At 36.3% G+C, this 26,180-nt stretch carries 27 protein-coding genes; 19 read left to right on the top strand and 8 right to left on the bottom strand.

The window, feature by feature from the left end; translation table 11 throughout:
• Positions 1-5: 5 nt before the first annotated feature.
• A complete protein-coding gene (locus tag CUN60_RS11615) occupies positions 6-596 on the bottom strand; it encodes a hypothetical protein (protein ID WP_158649411.1) in 591 nt (196 codons plus the stop codon).
• Positions 533-1,366, bottom strand: a complete 834-nt coding sequence (locus CUN60_RS11610) for a glycosyl hydrolase family 8 (RefSeq protein WP_102952199.1) — start codon at positions 1,364-1,366, stop codon at positions 533-535. The genes CUN60_RS11615 and CUN60_RS11610 overlap by 64 nt, the downstream gene beginning before the upstream one ends.
• 283 nt (positions 1,367-1,649) lie before the next feature.
• Here CUN60_RS11610 and CUN60_RS11605 point away from each other — a divergent pair, with 283 nt between their 5' ends.
• Positions 1,650-2,636, top strand: a complete 987-nt coding sequence (locus tag CUN60_RS11605) for a LysR family transcriptional regulator (protein WP_102952198.1) — start codon at positions 1,650-1,652, stop codon at positions 2,634-2,636.
• A 30-nt stretch (positions 2,637-2,666) separates the two neighbouring features.
• Here CUN60_RS11605 and CUN60_RS11600 read toward each other — a convergent pair whose 3' ends face one another.
• Positions 2,667-3,188, bottom strand: coding sequence for a disulfide bond formation protein B (locus tag CUN60_RS11600; protein WP_102952197.1), 522 nt, complete (start codon positions 3,186-3,188; stop codon positions 2,667-2,669).
• A gap of 126 nt (positions 3,189-3,314) precedes the next feature.
• Here CUN60_RS11600 and ppsR point away from each other — a divergent pair, with 126 nt between their 5' ends.
• The 5 genes from ppsR to alsS all read left to right on the top strand — a co-directional run bounded on the left by ppsR (position 3,315) and on the right by alsS (position 8,565).
• Positions 3,315-4,127 (top strand): posphoenolpyruvate synthetase regulatory kinase/phosphorylase PpsR, encoded by an 813-nt coding sequence (gene ppsR, locus CUN60_RS11595; RefSeq protein WP_102952196.1) that lies wholly within the window; start codon positions 3,315-3,317, stop codon positions 4,125-4,127.
• A gap of 140 nt (positions 4,128-4,267) precedes the next feature.
• Positions 4,268-5,056: a 30S ribosomal protein S2 gene (gene rpsB / locus CUN60_RS11590; protein WP_222593329.1), complete on the top strand. Its 789-nt coding sequence runs from the start codon at positions 4,268-4,270 to the stop codon at positions 5,054-5,056.
• A 76-nt stretch (positions 5,057-5,132) separates the two neighbouring features.
• Complete coding sequence (gene tsf / locus CUN60_RS11585; protein ID WP_102952194.1) at positions 5,133-6,011, top strand: translation elongation factor Ts; 879 nt, start codon at positions 5,133-5,135, stop codon at positions 6,009-6,011.
• Positions 6,012-6,187: 176 nt separating this feature from the next.
• Positions 6,188-6,910: an acetolactate decarboxylase gene (gene budA / locus CUN60_RS11580; RefSeq protein ID WP_158649410.1), complete on the top strand. Its 723-nt coding sequence runs from the start codon at positions 6,188-6,190 to the stop codon at positions 6,908-6,910.
• Between the two features lie 11 nt (positions 6,911-6,921).
• The gene (alsS, locus tag CUN60_RS11575) at positions 6,922-8,565 is read left to right on the top strand and encodes an acetolactate synthase AlsS (protein ID WP_102952192.1); all 1,644 of its coding nucleotides are present in this window, start codon (positions 6,922-6,924) and stop codon (positions 8,563-8,565) included.
• Positions 8,566-8,633: 68 nt separating this feature from the next.
• Here alsS and CUN60_RS11570 read toward each other — a convergent pair whose 3' ends face one another.
• Complete coding sequence (locus CUN60_RS11570) at positions 8,634-9,740, bottom strand: ion channel (protein WP_102952191.1); 1,107 nt, start codon at positions 9,738-9,740, stop codon at positions 8,634-8,636.
• A 21-nt stretch (positions 9,741-9,761) separates the two neighbouring features.
• A complete protein-coding gene (locus CUN60_RS11565) occupies positions 9,762-10,373 on the bottom strand; it encodes a helix-turn-helix transcriptional regulator (protein ID WP_158649409.1) in 612 nt (203 codons plus the stop codon).
• A gap of 310 nt (positions 10,374-10,683) precedes the next feature.
• Between CUN60_RS11565 and CUN60_RS11560 the strand changes: the two genes are divergently transcribed.
• The 7 genes from CUN60_RS11560 (at position 10,684) to glmS (ending at position 17,718) form a co-directional block, all read left to right on the top strand.
• Positions 10,684-11,097 (top strand): carboxymuconolactone decarboxylase family protein, encoded by a 414-nt coding sequence (locus tag CUN60_RS11560; RefSeq protein WP_102952189.1) that lies wholly within the window; start codon positions 10,684-10,686, stop codon positions 11,095-11,097.
• Positions 11,098-11,108: 11 nt separating this feature from the next.
• The gene (locus tag CUN60_RS11555; protein WP_102952188.1) at positions 11,109-12,842 is read left to right on the top strand and encodes a thiamine pyrophosphate-binding protein; all 1,734 of its coding nucleotides are present in this window, start codon (positions 11,109-11,111) and stop codon (positions 12,840-12,842) included.
• Positions 12,843-13,047: 205 nt separating this feature from the next.
• Entirely contained in the window at positions 13,048-13,380 is a 333-nt protein-coding gene (erpA, locus tag CUN60_RS11550; RefSeq protein WP_102952187.1) for an iron-sulfur cluster insertion protein ErpA, read from the top strand.
• 53 nt (positions 13,381-13,433) lie between these two features.
• Complete coding sequence (locus CUN60_RS11545) at positions 13,434-13,982, top strand: hypothetical protein (RefSeq protein WP_102952186.1); 549 nt, start codon at positions 13,434-13,436, stop codon at positions 13,980-13,982.
• 13 nt (positions 13,983-13,995) lie between these two features.
• On the top strand, positions 13,996-14,904 hold the full coding sequence (gene plsY / locus CUN60_RS11540; RefSeq protein WP_102952185.1) for a glycerol-3-phosphate 1-O-acyltransferase PlsY: 909 nt from the start codon (positions 13,996-13,998) through the stop codon (positions 14,902-14,904).
• A 2-nt stretch (positions 14,905-14,906) separates the two neighbouring features.
• Complete coding sequence (hemH, locus tag CUN60_RS11535) at positions 14,907-15,878, top strand: ferrochelatase (RefSeq protein ID WP_158649408.1); 972 nt, start codon at positions 14,907-14,909, stop codon at positions 15,876-15,878.
• A gap of 13 nt (positions 15,879-15,891) precedes the next feature.
• Positions 15,892-17,718, top strand: coding sequence for a glutamine--fructose-6-phosphate transaminase (isomerizing) (glmS, locus tag CUN60_RS11530; protein WP_102952183.1), 1,827 nt, complete (start codon positions 15,892-15,894; stop codon positions 17,716-17,718).
• A gap of 64 nt (positions 17,719-17,782) precedes the next feature.
• Here glmS and CUN60_RS11525 read toward each other — a convergent pair whose 3' ends face one another.
• Entirely contained in the window at positions 17,783-18,451 is a 669-nt protein-coding gene (locus CUN60_RS11525; RefSeq protein ID WP_102952182.1) for a hypothetical protein, read from the bottom strand.
• A 338-nt stretch (positions 18,452-18,789) separates the two neighbouring features.
• On the opposite strand from CUN60_RS11525, the gene CUN60_RS11520 reads away from it, so the two are divergent.
• The gene (locus CUN60_RS11520) at positions 18,790-19,437 is read left to right on the top strand and encodes a DUF47 domain-containing protein (protein ID WP_102952181.1); all 648 of its coding nucleotides are present in this window, start codon (positions 18,790-18,792) and stop codon (positions 19,435-19,437) included.
• A gap of 2 nt (positions 19,438-19,439) precedes the next feature.
• Positions 19,440-20,327 (top strand): inorganic phosphate transporter, encoded by an 888-nt coding sequence (locus tag CUN60_RS11515; RefSeq protein ID WP_222593268.1) that lies wholly within the window; start codon positions 19,440-19,442, stop codon positions 20,325-20,327.
• Positions 20,328-20,485: 158 nt separating this feature from the next.
• Here the strand turns inward: CUN60_RS11515 and rpmG are convergent, their stop codons facing one another.
• Both rpmG and rpmB read right to left on the bottom strand, forming a co-directional pair.
• Complete coding sequence (rpmG, locus tag CUN60_RS11510) at positions 20,486-20,641, bottom strand: 50S ribosomal protein L33 (RefSeq protein ID WP_102952180.1); 156 nt, start codon at positions 20,639-20,641, stop codon at positions 20,486-20,488.
• 16 nt (positions 20,642-20,657) lie between these two features.
• Complete coding sequence (gene rpmB / locus CUN60_RS11505; RefSeq protein WP_102952179.1) at positions 20,658-20,894, bottom strand: 50S ribosomal protein L28; 237 nt, start codon at positions 20,892-20,894, stop codon at positions 20,658-20,660.
• Between the two features lie 301 nt (positions 20,895-21,195).
• Between rpmB and CUN60_RS11500 the strand changes: the two genes are divergently transcribed.
• The 4 genes from CUN60_RS11500 to CUN60_RS11485 all read left to right on the top strand — a co-directional run bounded on the left by CUN60_RS11500 (position 21,196) and on the right by CUN60_RS11485 (position 26,180).
• Entirely contained in the window at positions 21,196-22,095 is a 900-nt protein-coding gene (locus CUN60_RS11500) for a DMT family transporter (RefSeq protein ID WP_102952178.1), read from the top strand.
• Between the two features lie 222 nt (positions 22,096-22,317).
• Positions 22,318-23,754, top strand: a complete 1,437-nt coding sequence (locus CUN60_RS11495; protein ID WP_102952177.1) for a mannose-1-phosphate guanylyltransferase/mannose-6-phosphate isomerase — start codon at positions 22,318-22,320, stop codon at positions 23,752-23,754.
• A 45-nt stretch (positions 23,755-23,799) separates the two neighbouring features.
• Entirely contained in the window at positions 23,800-25,044 is a 1,245-nt protein-coding gene (glyA, locus tag CUN60_RS11490) for a serine hydroxymethyltransferase (protein WP_102952176.1), read from the top strand.
• A 179-nt stretch (positions 25,045-25,223) separates the two neighbouring features.
• Positions 25,224-26,180, top strand: coding sequence for a hypothetical protein (locus CUN60_RS11485; RefSeq protein WP_102952175.1), 957 nt, complete (start codon positions 25,224-25,226; stop codon positions 26,178-26,180).

Genomic DNA, 26,180 nt, shown 5'->3' with positions numbered 1-26,180 from the left:
GTTGTTTAATGAAAAGTATTAACACCCCAGTAGTTACCAGTCATAATAAGTAATGAGAACATGGTAATTGAATCTTCGTAATAATCTTCATGCTTATTTTTTATTTCTTTATAAATCTTATTTAGCCATTGTTGTTGTGATGCTCCCCCGGTCATTGCAGCAACACCATATGGTGCGGCAAAGAAAGCCGTGAAATAATCTTTAGACTCATCTAAGAGAGCATCGCCATTTAGATAGTAGCCAGCATGAATATTCAATGGATTGTTATTCGTTGAATTTTGCATCCAATGTGACATCCTGCGAGTTTCAGCTAAAGAGTCGAAGTCATTATTTAATAATGCATCAACTCCTAGCCGCCAAGGGTCACGTCCTGCATTATAGGCATAGTTACCATCATCTTTTCCTTCCAGAAAACCGATATAGGCAGGGGCAAAATCATTTAGATTGGTTCCAACAATAAAATCTGGTAACAAGCCTGTAATTGGGCTATAGTTTTCTTGCATATAATCAATGACAATATGAGAGTTATTTATTACTCTATTCCAGTATTCCGGATTATTACTGATGGCTGCAAAGCTATGGAAATTTTCGGGCATAAAATCAGAAGATCTTGGTGTCCACTGGGTATGGCTTTCATCGTAAGGGGATGACCATTTTGTCCTACCCAGTCACCAAGCATTGGTAAATAGCTATCTTCACCGATAGTTGATTCTTGAATCCCGGCTATAATATTCTCGGCTTCAGCCAAGTAGTTTATTGCTCCATTGCTTCCCCATTGTTCGGCAGCAAGGATAAGCCCCAGCGCAATATCGGCATCACCATCAAAAGCACTGCTATCATTATCTGGATTCTTTGGCTGTTTCCATGACATTAGACGGTTATTATTGGGGCTAGGGTGCGCTTTGACATAGCGGAATAAGCCATCAAATAAGTTTTGAGCATTTTCATCATAGCCTGCCATCATCACCGTAAATATCATGCCATAGCCTTGTCCCTCGGAGACTGTAGTGTTGGCATTGTTGCCAGATTTACCAAATTTTACCCGATAAAGAGTTTGTCCATTAACTGTGCCTGCTGTAGTAATATAATTATTTTTCCAGTAATCATAAAATGTACTAACATCCGTATCATTCCGGGTAGTTGGATAAATAGCTTCTGTTCCGTCAGCAAGATGATATGAAATTTTTGCTGATTGTGGAAACGGATGGTTTGCAACTACGTAAGTGCTTTTTGTTTTTTGATTAATTCTACTAGCTAGCTCCATATTAGCTACTTGAGCGTCAGAACTACCGCTATTACACGCAACAAGCATTAATCCTGTACTTATTATCCCCGAATTGATTAATGGATTAATAAAATTTTTCAAATAAAATCTCCCTTTAGTTTATTTTAAAAATACTGGATTGAAATAATTATCCAATAAATTGATTTGACGTTATAAAAATTCTAAACATTGTTAGGATTTCTTTTACACCATATGGAGATTATAGGTTAAATATTGAAAAAATAAAATAGCAAAATCAACATAGGATTTATGCATAAATGCATAAATTAAAAGACGCTACCCTGAGTTTATGCATGTGTGTTATCAGTGAGTGAATTATTGTTATCATATTATATGCTTAGATCTAATTCTCTTGTATGTTAAAATGACTTATCCTATCTATTTTATAATGGGTGCTGAGATGAATATTCTTGAAATACGCAGCATTTATAATGATGCCCTAATTTTTTGTGAAGTTTATGAGATAAAAAACTTTAGTCTTGTTGCTAAAAAACTAGGGATTAATCAATCTACTGTTACCAGACGAATCCAGGCTTTGGAAGAGAAGTTGGAGTTGCAGTTAATTCGTCGAAGTACTAGAAAAATAGAAGTTACTGATGATGGAGTTAAATTCTATCAGCTCTTTACCGGACAGGAAAACTATTTACGAAATGCAATTGAAGAGTTTAAGTTTTCAAGAAACTCACTCAATGGCAAGATCAGGCTGGCAATTCCTTATGGAATAGCCAATCATATTTTATCTCCGTATATCGCTAAGTATGTCAGGGAAAATCCTCAGGTTAATATTGAGTTAATCTATCAGAATCGCGAAGCAGATTTGATAAAGGATGCAATTGATTTGGCAATTGTTCGCCAGATTCCTGCACAACAGACACTAATGGTAAAAAAAATATATGAGACGTATGTTCAATTATTTTGTACGCCAGAATACATATCACGTTATGGAGAGCCAAAAGATCTAAATGATCTGGAACAGCATCTGATAACTGGTTATATAAAAGATGACTCTTCAATTGATAACTTGATGCGGGTTGAACATCTGGATGGTAGACAATTTTTCATTCGTGGGAAGTCTAGCCTTTCAATAAATAGTACTGAAGCGGGGAAAACACTTATAAGGGGTGGGCATGCTATAGTGATCGGACTTGATGAATTATATGAGGGCGAGCAAAAAAGAGGCGAAGTAGTAAAGGTATTACCAGAATACCGTTTTGCTCATACGGCATTTTATCTAGTTCGACTAAACAATAATAATAGCCCGCTTGTTAAACATTTCATGCAATTTATAGAAGAGTGCTTTAAATTAAAAAATAAAAATAGTAATCAAGTAAATTTACCCGAGATTAGCTAACTCATCTATACTATCTAAATTAGAGCTGGGTTATTTTGTTTTTATTAATGATCTCATTATGCAAGTTAGAGTAATTAAAGTAATTAGACTAAATCCATAAAGACTTAGTTTGGCACCAGAAATACCAAATACCTTCCAGCTAACCATTGCGCATTCTGCCGACCCTGATAAAACCGTATGTAAAAACCCGCTTAGTGGGATTTGTTTATATAAAATGTCAAGTGGCATCCCGCACGATGCAGGCCATTCTGAAGGTGGTAAGCTCTGTAACCAGACGTGGTGATAAGCAGTTTTTATGCCAAAGATTGCGATAGCACCTATGATTAGACTGTAAATTATGGTTCCCGTTTTTTTTGCGCCATGAATTAATGCTACAAGTGATATTAAGGCAATTGCTGCAAAGATTACTCGTTGAGCAATACATAATGGGCAGGGATCTGCATTTTGATAGAATTGTGCATACATTGCATAGCCAACCGCAAAAAAACAAATTAGAAAGATAGCCAGAAACAGGCAGCGCGTATTTATTTTATTCAAGAGACTAGTTTGCATTTAGGGTAGCCTTTAAGTTTTATCTTAACCTTATTCTATGGGGATAATTGTGATATATTTACGGTTAAATTATATCCGGTAGCTATTATCGCACATTAACCTGATTATATCCAATTTGGAGGATTTATGCGGAGTGTCTTTTTTATCTCTGATCAAACCGGGATTACCACTGAAAAGCTGGGTAATGCCCTTTTAGCCAAATTTCCTGAAGTTGAATTTCGCCGCGAAACATTTCCATTTATTGACACACCTGCGAAAATGAGTCAGGTGATGTTGCGTGTTTATAACCGTTATTTGCAAGATGGTGAGAAGCCAATTGTTGTTTCTAGTGTTCTTAATGCTGATTTGCGTAAGATTATTGAAGTTGATTATGCACATAGTTTAGATTTCTTTCAGGCATTTATTCCTCAGTTAGAAGAGGCTCTTGGCGTACAGGCGACCCAAAAAATCAATAAATTACATGGTATCAGTGATGAAGAGAAATATAACCATCGAATTGATGCAATTCATTTTTCACTCGAAAATGACGATGGGGTAAGCAGTAAAAACTATCATGAAGCTGATGTAATTATCGTTGGTGTTTCAAGGGTTGGTAAGACTCCTACCAGTATTTATCTAGCAGTTAATTATGGAATTAAGGCTGCTAATTATCCATTTGCCGAACTGGATCTTAAAACCGATCATTTACCAAAATCATTGGTTCCATTTCATCAAAAGTTATTTGGACTTAGTATCGAGGCAGACAGATTACATCAGATTCGTTCACATCGACTGCCTAATAGTAAGTATGCAAATATTACTACTTGTATGGATGAGATCAATGCAGCTGAAAGAATTATGAATACCTGCGGGATTCCATTCTTAAACACCAGTCATAAGTCAATTGAGGAAATTTCGGTAGCAATTATGCAGATGGTACGACTTAAGCGTCAGTATTAGTTAAATTAAAAGTAGAAAAATATTTCTATTTAGTGTATAATGTGGCTCTTATTTTAAAATTCACACATCTGTGGTTAAAGGGTGTGGGCTTAGTGCTCATCTAAATCCATGGGTGGCGGTATAACCCTTTTTAAGGAAAAATTATGTCTGTTTCTATTCGCGAAATGCTGGAAGCTGGTTGCCATTTCGGTCACCAAACTAAATTCTGGAATCCAAAAATGAAGCCATATATCTTTGGCTCTCGTAATAAAATTCATGTTATCAATCTGGATAAAACTTTACCTATGTTTGAAGATGCAATTAAATTTGCTAAGCAAACAGTAAAAAATAAAGGTACTATTTTATTTGTTGGTGCTAAATCTCAAGCTAGTGAAATTATTGCTGAAGAAGCTGCGCGTTGCGGGATGCCTTATGTTGATCACCGTTGGTTAGGTGGTATGCTTACCAATTTTGAAACAGTAAAAAAATCAATCAAAAAATTAGAAACTAAATCTGAATTAATGGAAAAAGCTGATGCTGGCTTATCTAAAAAAGAATTACTTGACTTATCTCGCGATGTTGAAAAACTGCAAAAAACAATCGGTGGTATCGCTGAGATGAAAGGTTTACCTTCGGCACTATTTGTAATTGATACTGGTGTTCATGCAATTGCAATTCTTGAAGCTCAAAAACTTGGTATTCCTGTTATTGCTGTTGTTGATACTAACAATGATCCATCAGGCGTTGATTATGTAATTCCTGGGAATGATGATTCAGCTCGTGCGATTAAACTTTATGCTTCAGCATTTGCAGATGCAATTTTATCTGCCAAGGATGAAACTGTTGCTGATTTGGCAAAAGCTATTAAAGTTGAGATGGTAGAAGATGCTGCACCGGAAAAGAAAACAGTGCGTACGGTAAAAAAAGCTGAAGAAGCTTCTGCTGAGTAATTCGATAAACCGTAACTAAGTTACGGTTTTCTGTTTATTTTTCTAAATTAATACAATACGAAATTAGGAGTAAAGAATGGCAAACATTACTGCTGCGATGGTAGCTCAGTTACGTGAAATGACTGGTATGGGGATGATGGAGTGTAAAAAAGCTCTAGTTGAAACTGATGGCGATCTTAAAAAAGCTGAAGAATTAATTCGTGTAAAAAGTGGTGCTAAAGCATCAAAAGTAGCTGGACGTACTGCAGCTGAAGGTGTGGTGGTGGTTGCTACTTCTGCCGATGGTAAAAAAGGTGTTGTGGCTGAAATCAATTGCGAAACAGATTTTGTTGCAAAAGATGAAGGATTCCTAGATTTTGCGAATAAAGTTGCTGCAGCATTGCTTGCGACTCCGGTGGCTAGCCTTGAAGAAGCGGCTAATGTGAAAATGGCGGAAGGTAAAACTATTGAAGAAACGCGTAAAGATATTATTGCTAAACTAGGTGAAAATATTTCTCTACGTCGTTTTCAGGCATTTTCTACTGAAGGTTCACTTGCAAGTTACCTGCATGGTAAAAAAATCGGTGTGGTTGTTGATTTGGTTGGTGGTGATACTGAGCTTGGTAAAGATATTGCGATGCACATTGCTGCGAATAAGCCAATTTGTGTTTCTAAAGATAATGTTCCTGCCGAGAAAATCGAGGAAGAACGTAATATCTATTCACAACAGGCTGCACAATCTGGAAAGCCAGCTGATATCGTGACTAAAATGGTTGAAGGACGTATTTCTAAATATCTTGCTGAAGTTACATTATTAGGTCAGCCATTCGTTAAAAATCCAGATCTAACAGTTGAAAAATTGTTGGCTGCGAAAAATGCTAAAGTTAATAGTTTCGCCATGTTTGTAGTAGGTGAAGGTATTGAGAAAAAAGTGGTTGATTTTGCTGCCGAAGTAGCTGCGGCTGCTAAAGTATAAATCATCTTATTGTGATTAAAAACCCCTGCAATTATTGCAGGGGTTTTTGTTTTCTAGTATCGGTTTTTAGTGCCGTTAAAATAAAATTAGATATATGAAAACTTGTCTGTTATAGTTACTTTACTAATTTTAAATTATGATATTCTAATGGTAATTGGTTAAAAATGGAGGGTAGGGTGTCAAACTATAAAAAGAAGCCTAAAATGTATCAGACAGGCACGATTAACTCGTTAATCAATGCTGTCTATGATGGTGATATTTGCATTGGTGAATTAAAAGAACATGGCGATTTTGGTCTTGGAACTTTTGACATGGTTGATGGTGAAATGATTGTTTGTGACAATATTTACTATCGAGCGGATGTTAATGGTAATCTTGAAGTAGTAAGTGATGAGACTCTCACTCCATTTGCAGTTATAAATAAATTTATACCAAATCAGGATATTGGTCTCAATAATAAACGTTATGAACAGATTGAAGAGTATTTATTGAATTTCTTTCCTTCGAAAAATATGATTTATGCAATCAAAATTGAGGGGAAATTCAAGTCTATATTACTTAGAAGCGAGGCATGCCAGCCAAGAACTTATCAGAAGATGAGTGAAACGATGCCTGAATTGCAGAAAACCTTTAGTAAAAACGACATTGAGGGCACGTTGGTTGGTGTTTGGTTTCCTCAATATCTAGAACAGTTGAATGTGCCTGGTTTTCATTTTCATTTTATTGATAAAGACCGCTCTATCGGTGGTCATGTCTTTAATTTTGAGTTAGAGAAGGGGCGGGCTTATATTCAGGAATTGAAGAGTTTGCAAGTGGATTTGATTGATAATGATGAATTTGCGACGGCTGAATTAATGGCAGATAGTGAAGCAATCCATCAGGTAGAAAAACAACGTTAATTGGAGAAAAAATGAATAGAAATATTGCTACGTTATTAGTTGATCAGATGGAAAATTACGGGATTGAATATGTTTTTTGTGTGCCGGGAGCTTCGATTGATGCTATTACTACGGCGTTAACTGGGCGCAAACCTAAATTAATCTTGTGCCGCCAGGAAAGTGGTGCAGGTAATGCAGCTGTTGCCTATGCTAAAAAAACGGGTAAGCCAGCAGTAGTATTAGTAACTGCTGGACCTGGTGCAACTAATCTAGTAACTGCTGCCGCCACTGCAACATTGGAACATAATCCACTGATTGCAATCTGTGGGCAAATGGATAGCCGAACAACATTTAAGCCATCCCATCAAATTATTAATGCCGAGGATCTATTTTTACCAGTTACTCGTTATAGCAAAGAGGTAACTAATCCAGATACGGTAAGTGGCATTTGGGATTTTGCATATAATAAAGCAATAACTGGAGAGACCGGAGCAGTTCATTTATCCTTTGCTGCTGATTTATTAGCTCAACCAACTAAACTTATCGCCTCTACACCACGTAAAGAATCCGTAGCAATTGCCCAACAAAGTGATATAGATGCGGCGCAAGAATTGATTAAACTTGCGAAATCACCATTAATTATAATTGGTGCAGATGCAGCGACTAGTGCGGTTGCTGATAGTTTAGAGAAGCTACTTGATAATACCAAGATTCCCGTATTAAGCTCTTTTGAGGGCGGTGGAATGGTGATGCCCCGTCATTTAGGGCATTTTATGGGACGTTTGGGAGCATTCCAGAATCAACCATGTAATGAGATTATCCAACAGGCTGATTTATTCATTGCTATTGGTTACAATATTGCTGAACTTGATCCATTAAAATGGAATCCTACTGACAAGAAATTAATTCATATTGCAAATTATACTCCGGTATTTGCAGAGGGCTATCGTCCGGATATTCAGCTATTGGGGAACATTGCCCATAATGTAGCGGTATTGTCGGAAGGATTAAATTATTCACCATCAGAGGAATCACAATTACAGCAAAAAAAGGTTAGAGAAAAGCTTGCTAAGCGATTAACTAATTATACGCAGCCTAAAATAAATATGGTGCATCCACTTGAAGTGGTCGCACTAATTCAGGCAAATATTGGTAGTGATGATACTCTAGTTAGTGATGTGGGGAGTCATCAATATTGGCTATCTGAGTATTTTGTTAGCCATACTCCGCGCCAATTTATAAATAGTATGGGCTTTCAGACGCTTGGGGTATCAATTCCTTTTGCTGTTGGTGCTGCGTTTAGCAATAAATCGCGAGGGCTTGATAGTGCACGGGTTTATTCGGTATCTGGCGATGGTGGTGTATTGATGTGTATTATGGAATTAGCTACCGCAGTCGAACACCAATTACCAATAATTCATCTGGTGTGGAAGGATCATAGTTATAATTTAGTTGCAATACAGGAAGAGCATAAATATGCTGAAACTAGTGCAGTCAAATTTACCCATAATATTGACTTTGCAGAAATGGCAAGAAGTTTTGGCGCCTATGGAATAACAGTAACAGCTCAAGAACAGCTACTGCCAGCTCTAAAGGAAGCGCAGTCGCAGACTGGACCAGTAATTATTGACGTTGCAATTGATTATACGGATAACCTGAAATCATTGGTTGAGTAGATTAATAATAGCATAAATGCCCGTGAATGATCTGCTTCTCATTTAGTGGATAGATCAAATCCGGGCGTTTATTTTCTCTTGAGTATCTGCTCGGCAGCTAAAACGTGTGGAGCAATGATCTCATCAGCTCCAGCACGTTTTGCCTTACTAATATTTTCAAAATACAATATCCTAACAATAATTTCTGGTGTATTTGGTTGATTCTTTGACTCCAGATATTCACGGGTGTTCATGGTTGCTAATATACTGGCTTCATCTGTATCGTGGGCGATAATAATTTTTGCGGCTAATTCTGCCTGTGCCTTGATTAATGAGTCATTATTTCCATGGTATGAAGCAATTATCAATCGGTTGTTATCTATTAATAATTGTTTTTCATAATCAAGATTTTTGTCTGTATCAATAACTAAGAAATTTATTTTGTCTTTAATGTATCGTTCAATGAGTATTTTAGTAAAAATTCCACAACCAATTAGAACAATGTGATTAGTCATGCCAAGCCTGCCTTTATTGAGATGATTTAGTACTTTTTTTAAATGTCGATTTATATTATAGGCTATTACCGTGATGCTGGTAGCGAAAACGACCAAACCTATTATGATCATACTAATTACAAAAAACTTTGCAAATACTGTTTTTGGAGAAATATCACCATAGCCAACGGTGCTATAAGTTACAATAGTAAAATAAAGTGCATCATAGATTGAGTTAATGCCAGTAAAATCAATGCGAAAAAGGTATGTGCCAATAGTCCCATAAATCAAGGCAAAAATCAGAAACCCAAAAACAAATAGAAATATATATGAAACAAATAAATCCAGATCAAAGGCTTTTCTGGAGATAAGTAGTAATGCCAGTGTAATTAGGTAATAGTATAAGATTGTATAGTTTGTCCAAAAAATGATATTGGTAATACAAATAATTATGATTAGGCTAATTGCTATATACCATACTATCCGAGAACGGTTTGCGAGGAGTAATCCGATCACTAGTGAGCAATAGGTAAAAATGACCTGGGAGAATATCTGTATCCCAACTTTTGATTTATATATGAAGTCATTTTCTGGATGACTTCCAACTAATGGAATCAAGCCTTGTGTAAGGATGATAGCTGCACTTATGACTAGCATAACACTGCATAGTTTGGCTAGCATACTAAAATATTTATATGGCATTTGATATGTTTCTAATTAACATCAGGATAAGTCAAGAGTTGAAAATACAATTAATTGGTTGCTTGCAATTAATGACTTTGGAATAAATTTATCCATGCCCGAATTATGTATTTTCTTAATAAGATCAGATTTATTATGCACATCAAGTTTTCTATACAACTGATTATATACAATACTGGCTATAGTTTTATCTGAGACAGGCGAGCCTTTAGTGCTTAATATTTCACTAATTTCCCGATCTGTTTTGCCAAGATATTTTAATACTGCGATTTCATATTCTCTCTTAGTCAGAGTTGGAAAATGAAGTTGATAATCTTTCTCTTCATCAAGGATATTGATGATCGGGAGTCCAGCCATACTTATACATTCGAGTTCAATACCCACTAACTCCTGATTTTCATCCATAATTGGCGATAGATATACTCGATCAATTAAATGTCCACTACTTCCATCTAAATCTTGTGCAATAAAATATCCTTGTACTTTTTTGCTTATAATTAAATTGGTATATATTTCGCTTTTTTTATCCATTAGTGGCAAATGTTTTAAACAGTCAAAGAGGTTACTATTTTCTTCAAAACCAGCATTATATCTTGTGAAAAATTCCGGATTAGTTATACACAGTATTTTCATATCAAGATTGACGATGATAATGTTATGATTAGACTTAAATTTTTTTGTAAAAATACAGTATTCGGACAGTAAATTGGACATAAATCTGACATAATTATAAAAACCGATTTTCGATTTTAACATATATCAAGAGTACTTGCAATAAGAGAAAAATCTTACTTAACAATTTCGCCTTAGTGTATTACAATATGGTAATATTTTGATGCTTTTGGTGTTTGCATTGGCTTTGTAATTTAATGTGTGAAGCTTATCTTACCAAAAGAGTTATAAGCTATAAAATTGAACCTATCTTGGAAGTGAGCTCGACTTAATGGCAGATTATAAAAATAGTGATAAATATAAAGCTGGTATTAAACTTATGCAGGAAAAGTATGAACAGTCGGTGATTGATTCTGTTGACAAAGGGTTATATGAATTTTCACCAGAGTTGGCTGATTTAGTAGTTAGTCATGGTATGGCAGAAGTTTGGGGCGAAAAGACTTCATCTCTTGCCTTAAAAGATAAAGAGATGTTGATTGCTGCAGCCTTAATTGCTCAAGGTGGCTGCGATGAAGAATTTGAAGGACATATCTATAACTCTCTAAGTGTCGGTAATAGCAAACAGCAGATTAAGGAAATGTTGATATTGTTAACTCTTTATGTTGGCGTGCCTAAGGTTTTAGCTAAATTACCCTATGTGCAAAAAGCATTTAAAAAATTTGATGATTCTAAATTAAACAAATAGAAGGGAATAAAATGAAAGTAAAAAGATATGTAATTGAAGCTTTGAAAGCTGAAGGAATTAAGCATGTATTTATGGTGCCAGGTGGTGAATTAGATCCGATTGTTTTTGATATGGTAGAGGAGGGAAGTATTCAACCCATTTGCTCAGCTATTGAGGGTGGTGCGGCATTTATGGCGGATGGCTATTCAAGAAGCTCAAATAAATTTGGTGTTTGTGCTGCGATTGGTGGACCTGGTATTTTAAATATGGCAACAGCTATTGCTACAGCTGCCGCGGATCATTCACCGATGTTAGTAATTTCGGGTGATGTTCCTCTTGATGAAGAAGGGAAGGGATTTATTCAGGATAGTAGTTCATTAGGTCTTAATACTTCGGCGGTAATGGCGCCACTAATGTCTGGACAGGTTGAAGCGCATTCGGCAAATCAGGTTCCATTTGGCTTGAAAAATCTAATGAACAAGATGCTAACACCAAGTACCAGAGGTCCGGTTCATTTATCGATGACACTTGATGTACAGGATAGTGATATAGCTGATGAAACAAGCTATAAACCTGTTTCAGAATCAATGTTGCACCCTAAATATTTAAATGAGGAAGCGTTTGAAGAAGCCTTTAGTGCTCTTGCAAATGGTAAAAAAGTAGTTATTTATGCTGGAAGTGAAGTTAGAAAATCATCTTCATGGGAGCTATTGACCCAATTTGCTGAGAAATATAGTATTCCTGTTGCAACTACCATTAGTGCTAAAGGTGTTATCTCAGAAGAGCATGAATTATCATTAGGGATTATTGGTTGGGTTATTCATCCATATGCAAACAAAGTTGTTATGGAAGATGATATTGATGTCATGTTATGTCTGGGAGTTCAGCTTAATTCCGCCGAAACAATGGCTGGTAGCAAGGAGTTTAAAGCTAAAACGACGATTGTTAGTTATACTAATTTCCATAATGTGTTCCAGAATATTGATTATGAGTATGAAGTTTTAGGTGATAGCTATTCTTTCCTGAAGCATGCATTGGCTGTTAATGATGAACGTAGTGCTAAGTTATTAGCAGGTAAACAATTCCGTGAAGAGTGGTTGGCTACAGCAAAAGCAGGCTGTAATAATGTTAATGCTTATGATATTGAAAATACTGCTAATGTAGACAAGCCTATACATCCTGCGAGATTAGTAAAAGCCTTGCGTAATGTGCTGCCTCAAGATACAGTAATGGCAATTGATTCTGGCGCACACATGATGTTTGCATTCCATTATTGGACAGTAACAGATCCTACCCAAGTAATTACAGCACTTGATTATATGGGTAGCATGGGTTGGGCATGGGGTGCTATTATTGGTAGTAAAGTTGCTTTGCAAAATCGTCCGCATGTATTATTTACTGGTGATGCCTGTACACTTATGCATGGCATGGAGATAAAAACAGCTGTTGAGTATGATATACCTGTGATCTTTGTTATCTCAAATAATCGTGCCTATGGTAATCCCAAATTACGCGCAATGAAATTTAGTCAAAAAGTAAATGACTTTATGAATATTCCTGCATTTGATTTTGCTGCCCTTGGTCGCTCGCTAGGTGCAGAAGGGTTTACCGTAACAGACCCAGCTGATCTGGAAGCAACTATTGACAAAGCTTATAAGTTAAATAAACCAGTTGTGATTGATGTTATCGTTGATAATGTTCCCACACCAACTAAAGTTTATGATAAATACTTTGCTGCAAGTTTTTTCCATGGTGGGAAACTATAAATAAAACTGCTAAGTATCTTAAAGTCAAATAATAAACTGTAAAACCACCTTTTTAAAAGGTGGTTTTCTTCTTTAGGGTGCCTTGACTATGTCAAACTAAAGGCTGACACCTTACTGTAAGTGATATTGATGAATAAAGCTCGACATTGGAGGTCATTTTTTGCTATAATAAACATATAATTATATTTTAAATTTAGGATGAAAAATGGAAGTAGCAATTAATTTTACGGATAGCGCGGTTAGTAAGGTCCGCGAGCTGATCGAAGAAGAAAATAATCCTGATCTTAAATTAAGGGTGTTTATTACTGGTGGTGGTTGTTCTGGCTTTCAATATGGCTTTACTTTTGATGAAATAGCTAATGAAGATGACTTTTTGATTGATCGGGAAGGTGTGAAGTTTTTGGTCGATACCATGTCATATCAATATCTGGTTGGTGCTGAAATTGATTATATTGATTCTTTTGAAGGGTCGCAGTTTACAATTAAAAATCCAAATGCCCAGACTACATGCGGTTGTGGTTCTTCTTTTTCGGTATAAAGCAAATTATTATTAATCTGAACTGAAAGATTCAGAAAAGGCTAATTAAAAAAATGACTGCGCCTAAGTTATTGGTGATTCTATTATTTGTCATGTCAGAAGTTTTTGCGATAAGTCTGGATGATTTTGTTCCTGATTTCTTGGATCCGTCTGGTCATAAAACTGAAAGTAGCATTGATCCGCAAGTGGCATTTAGCTTACCTGCGGATACTAAAAAACGGGCAGCAAGCAGCAGTGATGCTTGGTACTGTAACCGGAAGCAAAATGTTTTCTGTAACCGAAAAGAAGAAAGTTCGGCTAATACTACCTTAGTAGTAGAAAGCTCTTCTGGGGTTACTGGTAATGGTATTGCTAATGACGCATACACTGGTGCAAATGGTAGTTACTTTAATCGCAATAGTAATAACTATGATCAGAATGCATTAAATAATTTTAATATTACCAATTCTAATCAGGCAGCAATGCAGGTTGCTTCTCCTAAACTAAATAACTCTTCAATGGAAGATCAGCTCCGCAATAATGTAACCGTACCAGTTCAGGCGGGTAAAAATACCAATGTTAATATTGGTCAGCAACAAATTGAATTTAATATAAAATATTAAAGAGGAATTCTTAATGATGCTTTATTCCATGCTCATTATTGCCTATTTACTAGGCTCTTTGTCATTTGCAATTATTGTTTCTAAGTGTATGAAACTTGAAGATCCGCGCAGTTATGGTTCACAGAATGCTGGGGCAACTAATGTGATGCGTAGTGGTAACAAGAAGGCGGCTATTTTTACTTTGCTTGGCGACTTGATAAAGGGGCTTCTAGTTGTAGTGGTTGCCAGATTTATTACACATGGAATTGATGGTGGGGATGCAATAGTTGGTTTGTGTGGTGTAATGGCGGTGATTGGACATATTTATCCAATTTTCTTTAAATTTAAGGGGGGTAAGGGTGTTGCTACAGCAATTGGTGTAATGCTTGGGTTAAACCCTTATTTGGCAATGCTTCTGGTTGTAACTTGGATCATAGTTTTTAAGTTATCCCGTGTTTCCTCTCTTTCAGCAATTATTGCTACGTTGATGTCTCCATTATACGCTTACATTTTAATGGGTAATTCATCCTATTTTGGTGCAACTACTATAGTAGCATTTTTTGTAGTTTATAAGCATAAAGATAATATTATTCGCTTGATAAAGGGTACGGAAGGTAGTTTTAAGCAAAAGAAACCAAGTGAAGATCATCTTGATGATGTTGTTCATATTGCGGCTGTGACTGAAGGTATTATTGAAGAAACAGTGAATGAAGAACAGATTGATTATTATGATATTCTTGGTCTATCAAAAAATGCAACTGATGAAGAAATTAAAGAAGCTTATCATACTATAAAATCGAGACTTCCCGATGGTTCCACCAGTGTTAAGTTTGTTTACTCTGCTGCACAGCTTGAAGAGGCTTACGCTACTTTAAGCGACTCAGTAAAGCGTAAGGCTTATGATGATGCTTATCTTAAGTTTTCTGAAGAGCAAGGGGATTAATTTTGACTGACTTTTCGCGAAAGTTGATTTTATTGGTTAATTTGGGCTCACCAGATGAGCTTTCAGTTGTGGCTATCCGTAAATTTTTGCGGATATTTTTATCAGATCAGCGAGTTGTTGGGTTACCAAAATTACTATGGTATCCTATCTTGTATGGAATTATTTTACCAATTCGGGCAAAAAAACTACTCCACAAATACCAGCAAATTTGGCATTCGAGTAATAGCTCTCCACTAGTTTACTATACTCAGGAGCAGTCGCGCTTATTGCAGGAAAAAATTGCTAATGGCTATACTGTTGACTATGCCTTTAGCTATGGAAGCACTTCAATAGCTGAGGTACTTAATCAAGAAAAATACAAACATTTTGAAAGTTTGATTGTTATTCCGCTATATCCACAATATTCAAGTTCAACTACTGCTAGTGTATTTGATCAATTAGCTAAATACTATAGAGCAAAATATTTCATCCCGGAGATACAATTTATCAATAGCTTTTCTAGTAATCCAGTTTATATTAAAGCTATTGCTGATAAAATCAGGCAGCATTGGGAGCTAAACGGACGAGCAGAGCGTTTATTAGTCAGTTTTCATTCAGTTCCAGTTGCTCTTATTGAAAAGGGTGATAGTTATTTTGAAGAATGTAAATTAACTTACTTTTTGTTGTGTAAGGAATTAGCAATAAACCCGGAGATTGATGCAAAATTATCCTTCCAGTCTAAATTTGGGCGGGCAAAATGGATTGAACCTGCAACAAGTGATGTGGTTGAATTATTCGCAAAAACACAAATAAAAACAGTCGATGTGGTTTGTCCTGGTTTTATGAGTGATTGTCTTGAAACACTTGAAGAAATTGCTATAATGAATAAAGAGATCTTTATTGCTAATGGTGGTTATGATTTACGATATATCTCCTGTCTCAATGATGATCCAGTGGTTGCAGATATATTGAATGAATTAATTAGAAAAGAATAGAGGAAACAAGTAAATGTGCGGAGTAGTTGGTGGTATTGGTGAACGGAATGTAGTCTCAGTGATTCTTGAGGGATTATCGCGACTTGAGTATCGTGGTTATGACTCCGTTGGGGTAGCAATCATTGACGATGATGGTAATTTGATGCGCCAACGGGTAACTGGTCGTGTACGTCAATTAACTGAATTATGTCAGCAAACAAAATTTAAAGCACATATTGGGATTGGACATACCCGTTGGGCAACACATGGCGGTGTTAGCGAAACTAATGCTCATCCGCATTTTTCTAAAGATACTTTAGCGATAGTGCACAATGGAATAATCGAAAATTATGCTGAACTTCGTAGTGAATTGATTGAAAAGGGTTATGTTTTTGATTCTGAGACGGATACTGAAGTTATAGTTCATTTAGTTCATTCAATTTATTCTGAAACTAAGGATTTATTAGCTGCCTTAAAACAAGCTATAACACGCTTACATGGTGCATATGCAATTGGTCTAATTAATCGCGAAAACCCACAAGAAATCCTTTGTGCTAGAGCTGGTTCACCAATGGTAATTGGGCTTGGAATTGAAGAGAACTATTTCGCTTCCGATGTTTCAGCTTTGTTGCCAGTAACACAGAAATTCGTCTATCTCGAAGAGGGTGATATTGCTAGGATAACTATTGATGGTTATCAAATTTGGGATAATATGGGTAATCTAGTTACCCGTCAAGTAAATATCAGTGAACTTTCTGCGGCGGCAACCGAGCTTGGGCATTATCGGCACTATATGCAAAAAGAAATATTTGAGCAGCCAAAAGCAGTTGCAGATACCATGCAGCACTTGGGTAATAGCTTTGACCCAGCGGCATTTGGTGCTGAAGCAGAAAATATATTTAGATCAATTAATAAAGTGCAAATTATTGCTTGTGGGACCAGTTTTAATGCCGGTTCAATTGCTAAATACTGGATAGAGGAGTTTGCTAATCTGGAGTGTGCGGTCGATATTGCCAGTGAATATCGTTACCGTAAGATTCCAGCAAATAAAGATACTCTGGTTATTAGTATTTCGCAATCTGGTGAAACTGCTGATACTATGGCAAGCATTAAATATGCAATTGAATTGGGAATGGTTAATACGCTAGCAATTTGTAATGTACCAGAAAGTAGCTTGATTAGGTTGTCTAAATTAAAAGTTTTAACTCAGGCAGGTCCAGAAATTGGTGTAGCTTCAACCAAAGCCTTTACAACTCAGTTGGTAGTTTTACTATATCTTGCATTTACCTTAGCTAAGGTGCGAGGGGAGTTAGCGAATGAAGCCGAATTGATTGAACAGATTCGTAGATTGCCGCATATGGTGGTAGAAGCATTGTCGGTTGAAGATGAAATTAAGCAGATTGCCAAAGAGTTTGAATATAAGCATAATGCCTTATTTCTTGGGCGACATACTATGGCGCCAGTAGCAATGGAGGGCGCGTTAAAGCTAAAAGAAATTTCATATATTCATGCTGAGAGTTATGCAGCAGGTGAATTAAAGCATGGTCCGCTAGCATTGATTGATAAAGACATGCCTGTCATCGTTGCTATGCCGCATAATTTACTAGCAGATAAAGTTAAATCAAATGTACAAGAAGTACTGGCTCGTCAAGGGCAGGTTTATTTGTTTACTGATAAAGAAGACGAACTAAGTAAACAGTGTTACCGGACTATAGTTATTCAAGCTAAAGGCATTCCTCCTTATCTTGCTCCGATTATCTATACAATTCCAATGCAGCTTTTAGCATATCATACCGCGATTGCCAAGGGAACCGATGTTGATAAACCAAGGAATTTGGCGAAATCAGTTACTGTTGAATAAAAAAATAAAATCCGGATGTGGTGGTTTTTGCATCCGGATTTTATTACATGGAAGAACTTGAAAGTTAGAATAGGTAACCTACTCTAACATTAATTGAACTATTTCCATCTCCTCCACCAACTGTGCCTTGCGAATTGAATGAGTTGGTATAACTATAGCCAGCACCGAGTAAGACAGTTTTTGATATATCATACTGAATTTCAGGTGTTATTGCATAAGCAAAATTTTGTCCATCAGTAGTTGCACTACTGCCACCAACATTGGATGTAGTTGTAACGCCAGTTTGTATTCCGTAGATGTTCATGTCTAATGCTAATTTTAATGAATCAAGGAGTCGGTATTCAGGCTTAATTCCGAGAGCATATTGATATTGAGTCCCATTTCCCTGTGATCCACCACCCTGTTGCATACTTAAACCAATATATGGAATTAGCTGAAACCCATTCGAGTCATTCTGGAAAAATTGTAGTGCATAGCCTCCCTTGATTCCAAAGTTTGAGAGAACATCGGCATTTTTGTTAGTGCCGGAAATAGCATTTGCATTTAACCAAATATCATTTTTGGTCTGTACCGTGCCACCAACACCCCATTGATTGTAGCTGGCATAAGTTCCTTCGTTTGGTGCAAGATAATTATATTGTGCATATATATTGTTATTAAACTCTTGAAAAGAATCTGCATAACTGAAGCTTCCGATGCAACCAAAGATTGTTCCAAAAATCAATTTTTTCATATTACCTCCAAAGATTTTACTTAACTATGGCTTGAGGTTGTGATTGTATAGGTTATGTGTACGTAAAATTGTCCATATTTGTGGACAAATGATTCTTGTTCTCCTAAAAAATTGGTATCGAATGCTGTGTTTTTATAATAATAACAGTTGGTTATTCGAAGAATTTGGGTGATGTAGTTTTCTGTAAATGTGTTTGTTAGTTTTGGGTTGGTTTTTGATTGTAACATGCTGATATTAATTGAAAAATATCTTATATTGATAAATTTTAAAAAATAAAACTCAGTTTGTGTATGGTTATGATATTATACTGGCGTATAAAATAAATAGGAGTCTATGGCGTGTTACGTCGAATAATTAAAGCTATATTGCCAAGTAAAGGTGAAGTATTTTTTAATATGTTTGTGGAAGCTGCAACTAATGCACATGAAGCCGCAATTGTTTTTACCGAGATTATCAATACTAATGATAAGACTCGTGAGGCACAATTATCTTCTGATTTGCGTAGTAAGCGCCAAAAAGCTGTTGAAATAGAAAAAAAAGTACTGATTGAATTAAATAATCAGTTTATTACTCCGCTTGATCGTGGTGATATTCAGGAATTATCGGTTCTTCTTTTGAAGCTTACTAAGCGAATAGTTAAGATTAATCAAAAGCTTAAAATCTATAGCATTGATGCTAGAGCAGATGATTGCCTTATCCGTAGTGCAACAACGCTACAAAATATTACCAAGGTGCTGGTTGATATTATGCAGGCCTTAAAAAATGGTAATTATGAGCGGATTTCCAAAGATGATCAGAAGACTGATGAGTTTGATGATAGTATGATCGAAGACTTGCGTCATGCGATGAAAGAAATGTATTCTGGTAATTATGATACTATGACCATCCTTAAATTGAAAGAAATCTATAAAAGTATAGAAAATGCAATTGATACCAGTGCAAATATTGCTGATCTGGTAATGCAGATTTCAATTAAGGATATGTAACTATGAGTCCCTCGGTAATTTTAATCGCGATTATTATTGTTGCTCTTGCATTTGAATTTATCAATGGCTTTCATGACACGGCAAACGTTGTAGCTACTCCAATTGCTACCCGCTCACTTTCTCCTTATCAGGCAATTATCATTGCCGCAATCTTTAATTTTATCGGCGCTTTTATGGGTACCGGGGTTGCCACAACTATTAGTAAAGGTTTGGTTGATTCTAATCTTGTTACCCATGTAGTACTAATTGCAGCATTAGCTTCAGCAATTAGCTGGAATCTAGCAACTTGGGCACTGGGGATACCATCCAGTTCTTCGCATGCATTGATTGGTTCTCTTGCTGGGGCAGTAATTGCTACGGATGGCTTCTCAGCTGTTAAATATGCTACTTTAGTGAATAAAGTAATTATTCCGATGGTTATTTCACCGATTCTAGCTTTTTTCCTCGCGCTGACAATCATGCTGATAGTCATGCGGGCATTACATAATAATAACCATCCAAGAAAAGCAAATAACTTTATTCGTGAGTTACAAGTTTTATCTAGTAGTTTGTTGGCACTTAGTCATGGCTCAAATGATGCACAAAAAACAATGTCAATTATAACACTAGCATTATTTAGTTTTGGTCTCGTTAGCGATGCCGCACATATTCCGGTTTGGGTTATTGTTATTTGCGCGTTGGCAATGGCATTGGGGACTCTATCTGGGGGGATGAAAATTATTAAAACCCTAAGTACTCGAGTTGCCAAATTGCGTCCGGCAAATGGATTTGCTGCGGAGCTAAGTTCTGGTGCATTAATCCTTGCAGCCTCTCACTTCGGGCTTCCGGTTAGTACGACACAAGCTGCATCTGGCTCAATTATGGGGCAGGCTATACTGGTAAAGGTTTAAACTGGAATGTGGTTCGTTCAATGGTTACTGCATGGATTTTGACTTTACCTGTATGTATGCTACTTGGTGCAGCAATCTTCAAGATTTTGCATATCTTCTGGTAAGTATAGGGCTGGGTAATAAAAAAACCGAAGAGTTAATCTTCGGTTTTTTAATGCTTATTTAAGTTTTGTTTCTTTATAAAGAACGTGTTTACGTGCTTTAGGATCGTACTTAGTAAGCTCTAATTTTTCGGTTGAGGTGCGTTTATTTTTAGTTGTAGTGTAAAAATGCCCCGTACCTGCCGATGATTCTAGTTTAATTTTCTCACGCATGATTGTACCTTATAAATTAGATAGCAAGACCTGTCGCGCGTAATTCGGCTAAAACTACATCAATACCTTTTTTATCAATGGTACGTAGAGCAGCATTAGTTACACGTAGACGAACCCAACGATTTTCGCTTTCAACCCAGAATTTGCGTGATTGCAAATTTGGCAAAAAACGACGTTTGGTTTTGTTATTTGCGTGAGATACGTTGTTACCAACCATAGGCTTTTTGCCTGTCACTTGACATACTCGTGCCATAATCTCATCACCTTTAAAAATTAATGTAAGCCCGTAATTCTATCCGATTTTAAGATTTGATGCAACTATTTTTCTGGTGAAGTAGTTAGAAGAAGATACTAGGCTTTTATTGGGGGTTTCTTAATTAAGCTATCTTCGCTGATTTTTAATGCCTGCGTATAGCTTAATTGAATAGTTTCAAGGATGGACAAATTTGTACTTGATTATAGTGTGTGGGTATAATTTCTCAAATTGCTATTATACAGTCTAACGTTATGATAACATATGCTTATAAATGTTATTTTAATTCATGTGAGCTCTTATGGCAAAGTTGACATTTCTCCACCAGTTCTTTTATTCAAAATGGCTTGATGTGATTTTGCTATTACTGGTAGCTATTGTTTGGGGAACTAGTTATGGTGTTGCTAAACATGCGGTACTATATTATCCTGTTTTAGGATTTCTTGCATTGAGATTTTGTATTACATTTCTAGTCTTTCTACCATCTTGTTTTCGCTTAAGTGCCGATAGTATCAAAGCAAATATAAAAATAGGGGTTCCTTTAGGTCTGGTATTACTACTAATTTTTATTAGTGAAACCTATGGCTTATCTATAACAACAGCTTCAAGCTCGGCATTTTTAATTAGCTTATATGTGGTTCTGACTCCGTTTATCCAATGGCTGGTATTAAAAGAGCGTCCACAAAAGACAATTATTGTTGCAGCATTTTTATCTGTCATTGGTGCATTTCTACTAAGTAAGAATAAAGATGGATCATTTAATCTAAATTTGGGTGATTATTTGATAATTGCTGCGGCTATCATGAGAGCATTCATGGTTACATTTACAAAAAAATTAACGCAGGATGCTCCTACAAATATGGTTTTTCTTACTTCTATCCAAACTGGTATTGTTGGATTAGGATGTCTTTTACTTGGTTTGTTATTAAACTATGATCAACTTAAGATTTTACCCTCCAGTGCTGTTTTTTGGCTTGATTTAATTTATCTTATTTTATTTTGTACTATGTTTGCTTTTTTTGTTCAAAATTTCTCGGTGAAACGTACCTCTCCAACTAAGGTTTCACTATTAATGGGTAGTGAACCAGTGTGGGGCGCTTTATATGCTACAATAGTTATTCATGAGTCTTTAAGTCCAATTAGCTGGCTAGGAGGAGTATTAATTGTTGCTGCATCATTATGGGCAAGCATAAAACATTAAACTCTGTCCCAACTTTGTTTCATTAATTTTTTTGTGTTGTTATAAAGGTTTCTGCGATACTTAAATCAGATTCACTGACGTCTATCTGAGTAAAGTAATTCAGAATTTGCGTTTTCAGAAATATCATTTAGGATCATCTAATTATAAGCCATTACACTGGGTTTTTACCGTATAATATAGCCTTAATCTAAGCTTAGTAGTAATCACTCTCATGAGGATGTTATGATTCCAGTAATTATTTCAGGCGGTAGTGGTTCACGCTTATGGCCAGTTTCACGGCAGGCTGACCCAAAACCATTTCTTAAATTGTCTGATGGTAAAAGTTTATTACAAAATACTTTTTCCCGTTCTGCTACCCTTACAGAGTCAATCACGAGTATACTGACTGTTACCAATGAAAAGCTTCATTTTCGGATGAATAATGAATATCAGCAGATAAATGATAAAAGTATTCGCTGTGATTTCATCCTTGAACCATTTGGGCGTAATACTGCGCCAGCTGTTCTTGCAGCAGCTATTTTTGCTAAAGAAAACTATACTGAAGATGAAATAATTCTGGTTTTACCGGCTGATCATTTGATAACTGATCTTGATGCATTTAATAGCACTGTAGCAAAAGCGGTAGAAATGGCAAAGCTTGGCTATCTGGTTACCTTTGGAATTAATCCAGAATATCCTGAAACAGGTTATGGCTATATTGAGGCAGATACAGCAACCCAGATTGGTAGTGGTTTTGCCGTGAAGCGATTTGTGGAAAAGCCAAATTTAGAACTAGCAACACAATACGTTGAATCTGGCGATTACCAGTGGAATTCGGGTATGTTTTGCGGTCAGGTGAAAACTTTCTTGGCTGAATTTGAGAAAAACTCACCTAAATTGGTTCGTGATGTACACAAGTGTCTGTCAAATTCGGTGGTAAATGATTCGGATACTGGTAAGTCGGTAAAGCTAAATCCTGAATTATTCATTAATGCGGAAAATATCTCAGTTGACTATGCCTTATTTGAAAGAACTGCCAAGGCAGCAGTGATCCCCTGTTCTATTGGTTGGTCAGATATTGGTTCATGGCTCTCAATTGCACAAACTTTACCCAAAGATGCGAATGGGAATGCAATAATTGGTGAAAGTATTTTACATAATACCAAGGACTGCTTGGTTTATTCCACTAATCGGATTATTGCGGGTGTAGATATTGCTGATCTAGTTGTGGTTGATACTCCGGATGCGCTATTGGTTGCTAACAAAAATCAGACGCAGGACGTAAAGCACATTTTTGAGCAACTGAAAAAAATGCAGCATAGCACTTCGGAATTGCACCAAACCGTCCATCGTCCGTGGGGAACTTATACTACGCTTGAGGAAGGTCCTTTTTATAAGATTAAACGGATTGAAGTAAAGCCAGGGCATGCATTATCTGCGCAGTCTCATGCTAAACGGAGTGAGCATTGGGTTGTTGTTGATGGTGAGGCAACTGTTTTACATAAAGATAAGGTTGTACGATTATTAGCAAATGAGTCAACTTTTATCCCAGCGGGTGATAAACACCGTTTAATGAATGCTAGTGAAGATGAAACACTGGTGATTATTGAAGTTCAATGTGGTAATTATCTTGGCGAAGACGATATTGTCCGCTATGATGATATGTATGGGCGTGAATAGTTTTTATATATTTAAATATTAAATATGATTTAGGAGAATTTATCGATGAATAAACTAAATAATGTACTTAAAAATAGTGATAAAGCAATTTTTGATCTGATTGGCGAGGAAGCTCGTCGTCAGGAAGAACATATTGAACTAATCGCATCTGAAAATTATGTATCAAAGGCAGTTCTTGAAGCACAAGGTTCTGTCCTTACCAATAAATATGCCGAAGGTTATCCACAAAAGCGTTATTATGGTGGATGCTATTATGTTGATCAGGTAGAGCAAATTGCTATTGATCGGATTAAACAGTTATTTGGTGCTGAGTATGCCAATGTTCAGCCACATTCTGGTTCACAAGCAAATCAGGCAGTTTATTTTGCAGTATTACAACCGGGTGATACGGTGCTTGGGATGTCCTTAGCTCACGGTGGACATTTGACACATGGTTCGCCAGTTAATCTATCCGGCAAACTATTCAAATTTATCAGCTATGGTTTAAATGATAAAGAAGAGATTGATTACGCTGAAGTTGAGCGTTTAGCGATGGAGCATAAGCCAAAATTAATCGTTGCTGGTGCATCGGCTTATTCTCTTGCAATTGATTTTAAACGCTTCCGTGAAGTTGCTGATAAATGTGGTGCATTATTGATGGTAGATATGGCGCATTATGCAGGCTTGATCGCAGCTGGTGTTTATCCTAATCCAGTACCGCATGCTGATTTTGTTACTTCTACTACGCATAAAACATTACGTGGTCCGCGTGGTGGGATTATTCTTGCCAAAGAAGAGCATGGCAAAATGTTAAATTCTTCAATTTTCCCAGGTTTACAGGGTGGACCACTTGAACATGTGATTGCGGCTAAAGCGGTTGCTTTTGGTGAGGCATTAGAGCCTGATTTTAAAGCCTATCAGGAGCAGGTTAAGAAAAATGCAGTTGTATTGGCGGAAACATTGATTAAGCGTGGACTGCGGATTGTATCTGGACGCACCGAGTCGCATGTTATGCTAGTAGATTTACGTGCTAAGGGGATTACTGGTAAGGTTGCTGAAGAGGTATTGGGTAATGCTAATATTACGATTAATAAGAATGCGATCCCAAATGATCCAGAAAAACCGTTTGTAACTAGTGGTATTCGCCTAGGAACTCCAGCAGTTACTAGCCGTGGATTTAAAGAAGCTGAATGTGAAGAGCTTGGCAATATGATTGCTGATGTCTTAGAAAACCCTGATAATCAGGCTGTGATTGAAAAAGTCAAGCAACAGGCACTGGCTTTATGTGGTAGATTCCCAGTTTATCAATAATCTATACTCAATCAGATTCATAATTCTGGGTTGTTGCCAAGCTTCTTGCTTACTAGTTGTAGGCGGCGGCTCTTGTCGCCTACCAGTATTTCGAATCTGGTTGAGTAAGTTATACTTACAAAAAATATAAAAGTCCAGTTAAAATAGATACTGGACTTTTTTTATAGATATGGAAAGTTATGCTTACTTATTTAACCAGCTCATTTAGGCAATATTGCAAAGAATGGTCTGAAGCTGATCTGGAAAAATTTAATGTTTTTATTTTTAAGAATATTCTACGTCATATCTTTAGACTAGAAAGTATTCTTCCAATTCTAATGGTTATACTGGTGGTTGCCCTTAGCATCCAAGCGCAGCGAGCTACTTATATTTTTATTCCCCAGTCAAGCCTTACTGCTTATGCGACCTTTGTGGTTTTGCAGCTATCAATTGCCTTGCTCGTGATTTTTATTTACCCATTTCTAATAATCCTTTCATTTAATTATATTGGTTATCGCTTACCACATATTATTCCGCGGATTTTCTTGCCAACTAAGCTGATCTTGCTGTTATTGACTTTTTATTTATGTCTTCGCTTGATCTCTCATGATACATTAAAGCCAGTAATTGAAATATTGGTGGTAGCTACTTGGGCATCACTCTATTTCTTTTTGATGAATCTGTATCTGGCTTATAAGCATAAAAGAAATGCATTACATTTGGGTAAATTCCGCTTGATATTTATTTTGCTTTTTCTGGCATTAATGATTAAACCGTTTAGCATGATGTTATATCGTACGGCAGAAATGATAAATTTTATGGAAGTAAATCCATTATTATTTATTGATTCCAATCAGTGCAAATTGATCGGTAGGAAAATAAATAGTTCGGTTAAAGATACAAATATGGCAATAAATAATCCGGAGATTATTGAACGTACTAGCAACGGCTGCTTTCTGTATGGTAATGTAATCCGCTTCGGATTTGCCAGTGATTATGTGATTATGTTCAAGAAAAACATGTATCCTGTAGCTGAAGCTGACGGTCTATATAATTATTACGCTCACTTAAGTTGCTACTCGGGAAACTGTTTTGTTGAGGATAATGTTCGGATTAATGTCCTAAATGATATTAGTAATAAGATACTTATGAAGTAG

Origin of the sequence: Aquella oligotrophica, from assembly GCF_002892535.1 — a bacterium.
Lineage (GTDB): Bacteria > Pseudomonadota > Gammaproteobacteria > Burkholderiales > UBA11063 > Aquella > Aquella oligotrophica.
This window is presented reverse-complemented; position numbering and strand designations above follow the sequence as displayed.

Bases quoted from the DNA above. Each gene is read 5' to 3' on its own strand.
- plsY (WP_102952185.1), top strand. From the start codon at position 13,996: ATGATGCTTTATTCCATGCTCATTATTGCCTATTTACTAGGCTCTTTG.
- alsS (WP_102952192.1), top strand. From the start codon at position 6,922: ATGAATAGAAATATTGCTACGTTATTAGTTGATCAGATGGAAAATTAC.
- ppsR (WP_102952196.1), top strand. From the start codon at position 3,315: ATGCGGAGTGTCTTTTTTATCTCTGATCAAACCGGGATTACCACTGAA.
- CUN60_RS11600 (WP_102952197.1), bottom strand. From the start codon at position 3,188: ATGCAAACTAGTCTCTTGAATAAAATAAATACGCGCTGCCTGTTTCTG.
- CUN60_RS11570 (WP_102952191.1), bottom strand. From the start codon at position 9,740: ATGCCATATAAATATTTTAGTATGCTAGCCAAACTATGCAGTGTTATG.
- CUN60_RS11500 (WP_102952178.1), top strand. From the start codon at position 21,196: ATGGCAAAGTTGACATTTCTCCACCAGTTCTTTTATTCAAAATGGCTT.
- CUN60_RS11565 (WP_158649409.1), bottom strand. From the start codon at position 10,373: ATGAAAATACTGTGTATAACTAATCCGGAATTTTTCACAAGATATAAT.
- CUN60_RS11605 (WP_102952198.1), top strand. From the start codon at position 1,650: ATGACTTATCCTATCTATTTTATAATGGGTGCTGAGATGAATATTCTT.
- glmS (WP_102952183.1), top strand. From the start codon at position 15,892: ATGTGCGGAGTAGTTGGTGGTATTGGTGAACGGAATGTAGTCTCAGTG.
- rpmG (WP_102952180.1), bottom strand. From the start codon at position 20,641: ATGCGTGAGAAAATTAAACTAGAATCATCGGCAGGTACGGGGCATTTT.
- CUN60_RS11555 (WP_102952188.1), top strand. From the start codon at position 11,109: ATGAAAGTAAAAAGATATGTAATTGAAGCTTTGAAAGCTGAAGGAATT.
- CUN60_RS11485 (WP_102952175.1), top strand. From the start codon at position 25,224: ATGCTTACTTATTTAACCAGCTCATTTAGGCAATATTGCAAAGAATGG.
- rpmB (WP_102952179.1), bottom strand. From the start codon at position 20,894: ATGGCACGAGTATGTCAAGTGACAGGCAAAAAGCCTATGGTTGGTAAC.
- CUN60_RS11545 (WP_102952186.1), top strand. From the start codon at position 13,434: ATGACTGCGCCTAAGTTATTGGTGATTCTATTATTTGTCATGTCAGAA.
- CUN60_RS11560 (WP_102952189.1), top strand. From the start codon at position 10,684: ATGGCAGATTATAAAAATAGTGATAAATATAAAGCTGGTATTAAACTT.
- CUN60_RS11515 (WP_222593268.1), top strand. From the start codon at position 19,440: ATGAGTCCCTCGGTAATTTTAATCGCGATTATTATTGTTGCTCTTGCA.
- CUN60_RS11525 (WP_102952182.1), bottom strand. From the start codon at position 18,451: ATGAAAAAATTGATTTTTGGAACAATCTTTGGTTGCATCGGAAGCTTC.
- CUN60_RS11495 (WP_102952177.1), top strand. From the start codon at position 22,318: ATGATTCCAGTAATTATTTCAGGCGGTAGTGGTTCACGCTTATGGCCA.
- CUN60_RS11615 (WP_158649411.1), bottom strand. From the start codon at position 596: ATGCCCGAAAATTTCCATAGCTTTGCAGCCATCAGTAATAATCCGGAA.
- tsf (WP_102952194.1), top strand. From the start codon at position 5,133: ATGGCAAACATTACTGCTGCGATGGTAGCTCAGTTACGTGAAATGACT.
- erpA (WP_102952187.1), top strand. From the start codon at position 13,048: ATGGAAGTAGCAATTAATTTTACGGATAGCGCGGTTAGTAAGGTCCGC.
- glyA (WP_102952176.1), top strand. From the start codon at position 23,800: ATGAATAAACTAAATAATGTACTTAAAAATAGTGATAAAGCAATTTTT.